At 71.7% G+C, this 10,088-nt stretch carries 9 protein-coding genes and 3 tRNA genes; 4 read left to right on the forward strand and 8 right to left on the reverse strand.

The features are described from left to right. Positions 1-38: 38 nt before the first annotated feature. From AC1DP0_RS00630 to AC1DP0_RS00645, 4 genes are all read right to left on the reverse strand, one after another. Positions 39-113, reverse strand: a tRNA-Val gene (locus AC1DP0_RS00630). 43 nt (positions 114-156) lie between these two features. Further along, positions 157-227, reverse strand: a tRNA-Cys gene (locus AC1DP0_RS00635). A gap of 28 nt (positions 228-255) precedes the next feature. Next, positions 256-328, reverse strand: a tRNA-Gly gene (locus tag AC1DP0_RS00640). Positions 329-440: 112 nt separating this feature from the next. Further along, positions 441-1,649 (reverse strand): YihY/virulence factor BrkB family protein, encoded by a 1,209-nt coding sequence (locus AC1DP0_RS00645; protein WP_478081811.1) that lies wholly within the window; start codon positions 1,647-1,649, stop codon positions 441-443. A 102-nt stretch (positions 1,650-1,751) separates the two neighbouring features. Between AC1DP0_RS00645 and AC1DP0_RS00650 the strand changes: the two genes are divergently transcribed. Then, on the forward strand, positions 1,752-3,392 hold the full coding sequence (locus AC1DP0_RS00650) for an acyl-CoA dehydrogenase family protein (protein ID WP_478081813.1): 1,641 nt from the start codon (positions 1,752-1,754) through the stop codon (positions 3,390-3,392). Positions 3,393-3,465: 73 nt separating this feature from the next. Here AC1DP0_RS00650 and AC1DP0_RS00655 read toward each other — a convergent pair whose 3' ends face one another. Continuing rightward, positions 3,466-4,452, reverse strand: a complete 987-nt coding sequence (locus AC1DP0_RS00655; protein ID WP_478081815.1) for a polyphosphate kinase 2 family protein — start codon at positions 4,450-4,452, stop codon at positions 3,466-3,468. Between the two features lie 90 nt (positions 4,453-4,542). On the opposite strand from AC1DP0_RS00655, the gene AC1DP0_RS00660 reads away from it, so the two are divergent. Beyond that, complete coding sequence (locus AC1DP0_RS00660; RefSeq protein ID WP_478081817.1) at positions 4,543-5,286, forward strand: dihydrofolate reductase family protein; 744 nt, start codon at positions 4,543-4,545, stop codon at positions 5,284-5,286. Positions 5,287-5,349: 63 nt separating this feature from the next. On the opposite strand, the gene AC1DP0_RS00665 is transcribed toward AC1DP0_RS00660, so the two are convergent. After that, positions 5,350-6,519 carry an alpha/beta hydrolase family protein gene (locus tag AC1DP0_RS00665; RefSeq protein WP_478081819.1) on the reverse strand — a complete coding sequence of 390 codons (1,170 nt, stop codon included), beginning with the start codon at positions 6,517-6,519 and terminating at the stop codon, positions 5,350-5,352. A 127-nt stretch (positions 6,520-6,646) separates the two neighbouring features. Here AC1DP0_RS00665 and msrB point away from each other — a divergent pair, with 127 nt between their 5' ends. Continuing rightward, the gene (msrB, locus tag AC1DP0_RS00670) at positions 6,647-7,093 is read left to right on the forward strand and encodes a peptide-methionine (R)-S-oxide reductase MsrB (protein WP_478081821.1); all 447 of its coding nucleotides are present in this window, start codon (positions 6,647-6,649) and stop codon (positions 7,091-7,093) included. A gap of 63 nt (positions 7,094-7,156) precedes the next feature. Then, positions 7,157-7,552: a DUF1707 domain-containing protein gene (locus AC1DP0_RS00675; RefSeq protein ID WP_478081823.1), complete on the forward strand. Its 396-nt coding sequence runs from the start codon at positions 7,157-7,159 to the stop codon at positions 7,550-7,552. A gap of 27 nt (positions 7,553-7,579) precedes the next feature. Here the strand turns inward: AC1DP0_RS00675 and hemQ are convergent, their stop codons facing one another. Further along, entirely contained in the window at positions 7,580-8,281 is a 702-nt protein-coding gene (gene hemQ / locus AC1DP0_RS00680) for a hydrogen peroxide-dependent heme synthase (protein ID WP_478081825.1), read from the reverse strand. Between the two features lie 34 nt (positions 8,282-8,315). Further along, a complete protein-coding gene (hemG, locus tag AC1DP0_RS00685) occupies positions 8,316-9,692 on the reverse strand; it encodes a protoporphyrinogen oxidase (RefSeq protein ID WP_478081827.1) in 1,377 nt (458 codons plus the stop codon). Positions 9,693-10,088: the final 396 nt, after the last annotated feature.

The following is a 10,088-nucleotide window of genomic DNA, read 5'->3' on the forward strand; positions in this document are numbered from 1 at the left end:
CTGACCCGCGTTTCCGCTGGTCAGGGGCTGTTTCGTGCTGGTGGGCGATACTGGGTTTGAACCAGTGACCTCTTCCGTGTCAAGGAAGCGCGCTACCGCTGCGCCAATCGCCCGTGGGTGGTGCTGTCCTGCCTGGTACTTCGTGGTGTCTCACCGAGGTGGAGACGGGATTTGAACCCGTGTACGCGGCTTTGCAGGCCGCTGCCTCGCCTCTCGGCCACTCCACCGTGGAAGGCAAGTGGATCTTTGCCTCCGAGCGGACGACCGGGCTCGAACCGGCGACCTCAACCTTGGCAAGGTTGCGCTCTACCAACTGAGCTACGTCCGCGGAAACACCAGCGGTGTAACTTCCCCGCTCGGTGCTTGCTAGACATTAGCCGATCGATGCACGAGATACAAAACCGGTCCTCATGCCCGTCCAGCCACGGACCGACCCCTGCTCACGAGGGCCGCGAGGCCGGGTCCGACGCCTCCTGCGGAGCCGTCGCGCCGTCCCCCGCGCGCCGCTGGATCGCTGCCGTGATCGGCCCGCGGTGCCCGCTCTCGAACTGCCGGTCGCGGCCGCGCCCCTCGCCGTCCTCGCCGTCCTCGCCGTCCTCGCCGTCCTCGCCGTCCGAGCCGTCCACGCCGTCCGAGTCGTCCACGCCGTCAGCCGCCGTCGGTGGGTCGGCGTCCGACATCCCTGCGTCGCCCTCGGCGCGAGTCAGCAGTCCCCCGGCCCCCTCCATCGCCCAGTTGACGAGGCGAACGTCGGCGCCCTGGTGCAGGGCGACGGGCCAGAGGGTGTTCGCGGCCGCGTTCAGGCCGGCTCCGATGAGGATGGCCACGGCCAGCGCGTACAACCACACGAGCAGGACGATGGGCGTGCTGAGCGGGCCGTAGATCGAGGAACCGCCCATCGAGGCCTCGAGCGAGATCCGCACGACGTACGACGCGCCGATCCAGATCGCCATGGCCAGGGCGGCGCCGGGCACGTCGCGACGCCACGGACTCCGCCGCGGCGTGGAGACGTGGTACATCGAGGCGAGCAGCGCCACGCTGAAGATGATGAGCGTCGGCCAGTAGAGCGCCTTCGTGATGGTTGCCGCCGCCTCCGGCAGCCAGGACGCCAGCAGTCCCGGCCCGAGGAGCATCAGCGGCAGCACGACGACGGCGGAGAGGATGCCGAGGGTGTAGAGCAGCAGGCTGAAGGCGCGCATGTGCACGATCCCGCGAGCATCCTTCTGCCCGTACATGATCGACACCGTGTCGACGAACACGTTCAACGCCCTCGAGCCTGACCACAGCGACAGGATGAAGCCCACCGAGATCACGTCGACGCGTCCGTCGCGAAGCACGTCGTCGATCGTCGGCAGGAGCAGCTCCTTGATGCTCGACTCGGTCAGGAAGCGCGAGGCGTACACCTGGATCGACGAGACGACGCTGTTGATCGTGTTGGGGCCGAGCCAGCCGCCGACGAAGCCGAGGCCGCCGAAGAGCCCGAGAACCAGCGGCGGCAGGCTGAGGAGCATGAAGAAGGCACCCTCGGCGGCCAGCCCGGTGACGCGGTAGCGCAGACACACCCGGATCGTCTCCAGGGTCAGCCTCACGAGCGGCACGCCCCACGGCACCCGCTCCAGCACTGCCCGCGTCCTCGTCCGTGCACTCATCGCCTCCGAGGCTAACGGGGTCACGCGGCGCGCATCACCAGTGATCCGGGCAACACGCGTCGGGACAGCCAGTCACGCCGATCGCCGCCTAGTCTCGGCGGGGTGAGCACACACGAGGTGACCAACCAGGCCCCGCCCTTCATCGGCGGGGACTTCCTCACCGGCGACGTCGCGTTGCGCGAGGCGGTGGAGCGCTGGGCCGGCCCTGCCGCCGTCGCCGACCTCGCCCCGCTCGGGATCCTGGCGGGCACCGAGGAGGCACAGGAGCACGCGCGGCTCGCCGACACCCACGTGCCGGTGTTGCGCACCCACGACGCCCGCGGCAACCGTGTCGACGAGGTCGAGTTCCACCCGTCGTGGCACTGGCTGATGACCCAGGCGGTCGGTGCCGGCCTCACCGCCGAGCCGTGGACGTCGGCCAGCGGGTCCGGCGCGCACGTGCGCCGTGCCGCGGGCTTCGTCCTCTGGTCGCGCGTCGAGGCCGGACACGGCTGTCCCGTCTCGATGACGTATGCCGCGGGCTCGGCCCTGCGACACGACGCGACCGTGGGTGCCCGCTGGCTGCCCGCACTGGCGAGCCGGAGCTACGACTTCGGCATCCGGCCCGTGGCGATGAAGGCGGGGGCCATCGCGGGCATGGGCATGACCGAGAAGCAGGGCGGTTCGGACGTGCGGGCCAACACGACCCGCGCCGTCCCCGCGCCGGGTGGTCCGCTGCTCGGCGAGACCTACCGCCTGACCGGTCACAAGTGGTTCTGCTCGGCGCCGATGAGCGACGTCTTCCTCGTGCTGGCCCAGGCGCCCGGCGGGCTCACCTGCTTCGTCGTGCCGCGTGCCCTGGACGACGGCGCCCGCAACGCCTTCGCCCTCCAGCGCCTCAAGGACAAGCTCGGCAACCACTCGAACGCCTCGAGCGAGGTCGAGCTCGACGGCACCTGGGGCAGCCGGATCGGTGACGAGGGACGGGGCGTCCGCACCATCATCGACATGGTGCAGGCCACCCGCCTCGACTGCATCCTCGGCTCGACGGCCACGATGCGCGACGCCGTCGCCCGCGCCGTGCACCACGCGCGGCACCGCACCGCCTTCGGGTCCCTGCTCGTCGACCAGCCGCTCATGCGCAACGTGCTGGCCGACCTCGCACTCGAGGCCGAGGCGGCGACGGTGCTGGGCCTGCGGCTGGCGCACGCCGTCGACGCCGGCGAGAGCGAGCTCGCCCGGCTCGGTGTGGCACTCGGCAAGTTCTGGGTGTGCAAGCGCACGGCCCCGCTCGTGGCGGAGGCCCTCGAGTGCCTCGGCGGCAACGGCTACGTCGAGGAGAACGGTCTCGCCCGGCTCTACCGCGAGGCCCCCCTCAACTCGATATGGGAGGGTTCCGGCAACGTCAACGCGCTCGACGTCCTGCGCGCCGTCACGCGAGAGCCGGCGAGCCTCGAGGCGCTGACGAAGGAGCTGCACGAGGCGCGTGGGCAGAGTGTCGAGCTCGATGCGCACACGGATGCCGCTCTGGCACAAGTACGTTCGCTCGACCCGTCGTCACCGGAAGCTGCGTTCGGCGCCCGCGTCGTCGTCGAGCAGCTGGCGCTCGCCCTCCAGGCGAGCTTGCTCGTCCGGCTCTCCCCCGCGCCGGTCGCCGACGCGTTCGTCGCCAGTCGGATCGCCGGGCGACGGGGGCACACCTTCGGCTCGCTCGGCGTCGAACTGGCCGGTGCCGCCGCAGCCGTCATCGACCGAGCCGGCTGACGGCGCAAGCCCTCCCACGAATCGCTGTGGGCGGCATACGTCCTCGGGGTCGGGGGCTCGRGCACTGCCCGTGTCAGCTGGCGGAGAGCCGCTTCTTCTCGGCCTCGACGTCGAAGTCGGCCTGGGGCCACTGGAGGTTCATGCCCCGCAGTCCCTCGAGAAGCAGCTGCTGCACGGCCAGCCGGGCGTACCACTTGCGATCGGCGGGCACGACGTGCCAAGGCGCCCCCACCGTCGACGTCTTGTCGAGAACCGTCTGGTAGGCCTCCATGTACGTGCCCCAGTGACCTCTCTCGTCGACGTCACCCGGGTTGTACTTGTAGTGCTTGTCCGGCCGGTCGAGTCGCTCCATCAGGCGCGCCTTCTGCTCGTCCCTGGAGACGTGCGTCATCACCTTGATGACGGTCGTGCCCGCGGCAATGGCCTTGCGCTCGAAGGCGTTGATCTGCGCGAAGCGCTTGGACCACACGGCCTCGGGGACGAGCTCGTGCACCCGGACGACGAGCACGTCCTCGTAGTGTGACCGGTCGAAGACGCCCAGCTCGCCGGGCTCGGGCAAGGCCTTCTCGATGCGCCAGAGGAAGTCGTGCGCGAGCTCCTCCTTCGTCGGCGCCTTGAAGGCGGTCGCCTTGACGCCTTGGGGGTTGACCGCGATGACGTGGCGCATGAGGCCGCCCTTGCCCGAGGTGTCCATGCCCTGCACGACGAGCAGGACCGACCGCTTCGAGCCGGCGGTCGACTCGGCGAAGAGCCGCTCCAGCAGGTCGGACAGCTCGCTCTCGCACGCCTTGAGCGCCGCCTTGCCGGCGATCTTGTCGCCGGTGAAGCCGGGAGTCGCCGAGGTGTCCACGTCGGCGAGGACGAAGCCCTTGCCGACACGCAGGGTGTTGGCGACGTCCTTGATCTCCTGGACCGCCTCGGCCTCGTGCTCCGCGATCGCCTCGTCCTCGCGGGCCTGCTGCCTCACCTCCTCGGCCGCGGCCTTGCTCGAGGCCTTTCGCGCCTTCTTGCCCAGCTTCTTGTCGGACTTGCCGTGCTTGCCCTTCGCGCCCTTGCCCATGGCGTCATCCTGCCCGAACGGCGCCCGGCGCGACGGGAAAGGAGGCCACCGATCGTGCGGGCGCCCCCTCCCGTCGCCGATACTGGCCGCATGCTCCTGCTCGTTCCCGGCCGGTCCGGCGTGCCCGCCATGACCCAGCTCGACACGGCAGGCCTGTTCGCCGCCTACGCCGCGCCGCGTGAGCGGTGGGTCCGTTGCAACATGGTCACGTCCCTCGACGGGGCCGCCACCGGGGCCGACGGACGCTCCGGGTCGATCAACAGCGACGCCGACCACGTCGTGTTCGAGGTCCTGCGAGCCTTGAGCCACGTCGTCGTGGTGGGCGCGGGCACGGTCCGTACCGAGCGCTATTCCCCACTCTCCGTGCACGATTCGCTCGCAGGACTCCGGCGCGGGCGCGGGCTCCCTGACGACCTTCCGCTCGTCGCGGTCAGCCAGCGGGGGGACGTCCCGCCGACCCTGAGCGGATGCCGGGACGGTCGAGTCCTCCTGGCGGTCCCGGCTGCCGCACCCGGCGTCGCCGGCGCCCGTCGCGACCTGGGCGAGGAGAACGTCCTCGTCTGCGGGGACGACACGCTCGACGTGAGCGCGCTCGTCACAGCCCTGCACGGCCGCGGCTGGACGCAGGTCCTCACCGAGGGCGGCCCCAGCCTGCTCGGCTCCTTCCTCGCGGCCGGGCAGCTCGACGAGCTCTGCTTCACGATCAGCCCTCGGGTCGTCGGGGGCGTGCACCCCCGACCGGTCGGCCCGGGCGGAACGCCCGGGAACCTCGACGTCGAGCTGCTCGTCGAGCAGGACGGCACCCTGATGGGTCGCTGGTCCGTCCGCCGCTGACCACCCCCGGGGTGTTCAGCGGTTCAGCGGGTCAGCGGGTCAGCGGGTCAACGGGTCAACGGGTCAACGACTCTGGACGAACTCACGGAGCACACGCTCCCAGCGCTCCGGGTCGTGGTTCCACTCCCGGCAGTGCCCTGCCGTCTCCCAGCGCTCGAAGCGCACGAGGTCGGGTCTGCGCCCTGCGAGCGCCACTGCGGGGCCGATCGGCACGAAGGCGTCACCGTCGGAGGCGACGAGGAGCATCGGGTGGCGCAGCTCGTCCGCCCGGGCGACCCAGTCGGTGCGGGCCACGTCGATCGGCTCGCGCACCCCGACGAGGCGCCGGCTGCGAGACGAGCCCATCAGGTCGGTCGCCACCCGTACGAGCGGCCCGGGAACTCGGTGCAGTCGGCCGTGGTGGCGCAGCACGACGCCCCAGTCGATGACCGGGGAGTCGAGGGCCACCCCGACGACGTAGTCGGACAGCGGCGAACGGTCGAGCGCCTGGAGCACGATGGCGCCTCCCATCGACCACCCGAACAGCAGGATGCGCCGCGCCCCTTGGGACACGGCGTGGCCCATGGCGGCTTCGACGTCGCGCCACTCGGACAGGCCGAGGTTGTAGCGCCCGTCCGGTCCTCGTGGGGCGTCGCGGTCGTTGCGGTAGGCGGTGACGAGACTCGTCCAACCTGCATCGCGCAGCACCGGGACGGCACGGAGCGTCTCCTCCCTGCGCGCACCCCTGCCGTGCACCAGGACCGCCCAGTCGCTCCCGGCAGTCCCGCCTGCAGGGCGGACCAGCCAGCCGGGCAGCAGGCCGACGTCGGAGAGAATGCTGACGTCCTCGTCCGGCAGGCCGAGGCTGACGGAGGGGCGGTCCCAGTAGTAGTACTGGTTCCAGCGGGCCGGCCCCACCTCGATCCGTCCGCGGTCGACGGCGACGAGCCGGCGGGTGACCGACGTGGCGTTCGTGTCGACGATCTCGCCCACCCGGGCGTGGCCTGCTCCCGCGTCGAGCCACACGCCGTAGCGGCCAGGGCGGAGGGTCTCGGGGGTCAGGGCGAAGGTGAGGCTCTCGGCGTCGTGGCGCACGATCTCGACGTCGTCGGGCTGCAGCTCGTCCGGCGTGATCACCTTCCGAGCGAAGTACGCCGCTGCAGCGACCGAGCCCCCGGCCGCACCCAGCACGGAACCGGTGCCCGCGGCCGCCGCCACGAGCACCGGGCGCGAGACGAGACGGCGCAGCTGCACGCCCTCATCGTCGCAAAGGAGGGTGCTGCGGCACGGGAAGGCGACGGGCGCGCCGCGCCGAGCAGACCCCGTCCCCCCCGCGGCCGACCCGGGGCACAAACCCGGGCGGCGTGGCGTTGGTCAGGGCATGAGCCACCACAGCACCTCCGACAAGCCGTATGCCGTCCAGCGCACCGACGAGGAGTGGCGCGCAGCCCTGACGCCCGCCGAGTACAAGGTGCTGCGACAGGCCGGCACCGAGCCGGCCTTCCGCGGCGAGTACACCGACACCAAGACCCAGGGCGTCTACTCCTGTCGCGCCTGCGGCACCGAGCTCTTCCGCAGTGACACGAAGTTCGAGTCGCACTGCGGGTGGCCGTCGTTCTACTCCCCGCTGGCCGGCGACACCGTCGAGTACATCGAGGACCGAACCTTCGGGATGAAGCGTGTCGAGGTCCGCTGCGCCAACTGCGGGTCGCACCTCGGGCACGTCTTCGAGGGCGAGGGCTACGACACGCCGACGGACCAGCGCTACTGCATCAACTCGATCTCGCTGCGCCTCCAGCCCGACGAGGACCCGGGTCGCCAGGCCTGAGCCCGAGCGCCAGAGGTTCCACCTCGAGTGCCGCGGCCAAGCCTCCTCGCCTAGATTCGTCCTATGCAGGACGACGGCGACATCCGCATCGGCAGCGCCGAGCGCGAGGAGGCCCTGGCCGCCCTGGCCGAGCACCACGCGGCCGGACGCCTCGACGCCAACGACTACGAGGACCGGCGGGGCCGCGCCACGGACGCGATCGTCCGACGTGACCTGAGCTCGCTCTTCACCGACCTGCCCGAGCCCCGGCCGAGACTCGAGGGCGCGACCGGGAAGGGCGCGGGCAGAAACGCGGCCCGCCCCGCGACCGCTCGGTCCAGCACGAGGAGCAAAGTCGCACGAACCCTCGTGTACCTGTCGCCGTTCATCGCGCTCGTCGCGTTCTTCCGCACCGACACGTGGCTGGTCTTCCTGCTCATCCCGATCATCGCCATCCTCGCCCGGGCCATCGACGACTGACGGCCCGAGGTCGCCGAGCGGCAGGCGTCAGCGCAGGTTGGCGACGAGTTCGGCAGCCTCGACCCGGGGCCCGGTGAAGAAGGGGATCTCCTCGCGCACGTGCATCCGGGCCCGTGACGCGCGCAGCTCGCGCATCAGGTCGACGATGCGGTGGAGCTCGTCAGCCTCGAAGGCCAGCAGCCACTCGTAGTCGCCCAGCGCGAACGACGCGATGGTGTTGGCGCGCACGTCCGGGAAGTCCCGCGCCATCTGGCCGTGCTCGCGGAGCAGGTCGCGACGCTCACCGTCCTCGAGGAGGTACCACTCGTAGGAGCGGACGAACGGGTAGACGCAGACGTACTTGCGGGCGACCTCGTCGGCCATGAACGCCGGGATGTGGCTCTTGTTGAACTCAGCCGGGCGGTGCAGCGCCGCGCTGCTCCAGACCGGCTCGAGGTGCTGGCCGAGCTCGGTGCGCAGCAGGCGGTGGTAGGCGGACTGGAGCTGCTCGATCGTCTCGGCGTGCCACCAGATCATGAAGTCGGCGTCACCGCGCAGGCCTGCGACGTCGTAGATGCCGCGGACCGCGACGCCCTCGCCGCTGATGTCGGCCAGGAACGCCTCGAGCTCGGCGGTCACCTTGGCCCGGTCGTCGCCCAGCGGTGTGACGGTGCTGAACACCGACCACATGCAGTAGCGGATGGTGTCGTTGATCTCTCGCATCTGGGACGGGGTCAGGCGCTCGCTCATGGGTCCATCATCCCCCGCAGTCCCCGGCGTCCCTTCACGGGGTCACGACCGCACGGGCGGCCGCCCGTCCGGACGCGATGCAGGCCGGGATCCCGACGCCGTCGTAGGCCGCCCCGCACAGGGCGAGCCCCGAGGGCAGCGCTCGGGTGGGCGCCAGGCGCGAGCGGTGGCCCACGGCATACTGCGGCAGTCCCCCGCCCCAACGCTGCACCTGGGTGGCGACGGGAGCGGGCACCTCGGGCCCGAGGACGGTCAACAGGTCGGCCAGCGCCACGGCGACGAGCTCGTCGTCGGACCGTTGCAGGGTCGCCTCCTCGCGGTGCCGGCCGATCGAGGCGCGCAGGAACGTGCGGTCCGGACGGGCGGCGGCGAGCCACGGCCACTTGACCGAGCTGAAGGTCGACGCCTTGATCGTGAGCGGTTCGGTGGGCGGGACGAGGAAGCCGCTGCCGCCGAGCACGGCCGGCGCGGGCCCTTCGAGCGCGAACGTCACGATGGCCATGGACGCGTACTCGACGGTCGCGAGGGCCGTGGCCGCCGCGGGGGCGACGTCACGCAACAGGCGTGAGGTCGGCGCCGCGGGGACCGCGACCACGACGGCGTCGAACCGTTCGTCGACGACCTCGGTCGTGGGCCCGGTCGACACGACCCAGCCGGCACCGTCGCGACGCAGGCCGCGGGCGAGGGCGCCGGTGCGCACCCGGACACCGGCGGTGACGAGCTCGCGCTCCAGGATCTCGGGCAGCGTCCCGAGACCGCCGACGAGCGAGGCGAAGACGGGGCGGCCCGCCAGGGACCCGTTGGTCGAGGCGTCGGCTGCGGCCCGGGCCACGTCGAGCAGCGGACGTCCCTCGTGCGCTGCCGCCGCCAGCGCCGGCACCGCCTGCTCGGCGGAGAGCTCGCGGGCATGACCGGCGTAGACGCCGGCCAGGAGCGGTTCGACGAGCCGGTCGGTGACGGCAACGCCGAGCCGGGCGTCGACGAGGTCGCCCACCGAGACGTCGCCGACGACCGGGCGGCCGACGGTCTCGTGAGCGAGGCGATCCACCTCCTCGTCGGTGAGGAGCCCGCGCACCGACTCGGGGTCGGAGGGCACTCCCATGACGGTGCCGCGCGGCATCGGCCAGAGCCGTCCCCTCGAGACGATCGCCGCGCCGGCGGGCCCGGGGTGCGTCGTGAGGTCGTCGAGCCCGAGCTGCGCGAAGAGTGCCAGGGCCTCCGGCCGGCGGGCCAGGACCGACTCGGCGCCGACGTCGATGCGGACGCCTCCGACGTCCTCGAGCCGGAGCTTCCCACCGAGACGATCGGAGCCCTCGAGTACCGTGACGGACAGGTCGCCGAGGCGGCTGAGCTCCCAGGCTGCCGCCAACCCACTGATGCCACCACCGATGACCGCGACCGTCCTGCTCATGCCGTCACTCTTTCATCCGGTTCGCGCGCCGGGTGACCGGCCCGACCACGGGCATCGGGCTCGCAACGTTCTGCGCCCGCAGCGTGTCCTTCATGACAAGTACGTCGCCACGCACGCGGTCCCGGTCTGCACGGCTCACCGGCCACGACGGGCGACCCGTCGGAAGGTATGCCATGACTGCGACGCCCCACCTGCCGCGCCTCACATCCCGCTCATGGCGCAGGGCTCTGGCTGCGCTCGCCGTGGCCGTTGCCGTGCTCGCCCTCTCGATCGCTCTGGGCCTGAGGGCCCTTCACGGATCCTCGTCCTCGTCTCCCTCGGCAGGGTCCGCTGTCGGGGAAGCCGGCCGCGGTGCGGCCGCCGGGGGTGGGGTGGCCGGAGCGGGCGCCCCAGCCG

The organism is Terrabacter sp. P5_B1 (assembly GCF_056400505.1).

Coding starts and splice junctions, on each gene's coding strand:
- AC1DP0_RS00645 (WP_478081811.1), bottom strand. CDS start 1,649: ATGAGTGCACGGACGAGGACGCGGGCAGTGCTGGAGCGGGTGCCGTGG.
- AC1DP0_RS00655 (WP_478081815.1), bottom strand. CDS start 4,452: ATGGGCAAGGGCGCGAAGGGCAAGCACGGCAAGTCCGACAAGAAGCTG.
- AC1DP0_RS00660 (WP_478081817.1), top strand. CDS start 4,543: ATGCTCCTGCTCGTTCCCGGCCGGTCCGGCGTGCCCGCCATGACCCAG.
- msrB (WP_478081821.1), top strand. CDS start 6,647: ATGAGCCACCACAGCACCTCCGACAAGCCGTATGCCGTCCAGCGCACC.
- AC1DP0_RS00675 (WP_478081823.1), top strand. CDS start 7,157: ATGCAGGACGACGGCGACATCCGCATCGGCAGCGCCGAGCGCGAGGAG.
- hemQ (WP_478081825.1), bottom strand. CDS start 8,281: ATGAGCGAGCGCCTGACCCCGTCCCAGATGCGAGAGATCAACGACACC.
- hemG (WP_478081827.1), bottom strand. CDS start 9,692: ATGAGCAGGACGGTCGCGGTCATCGGTGGTGGCATCAGTGGGTTGGCG.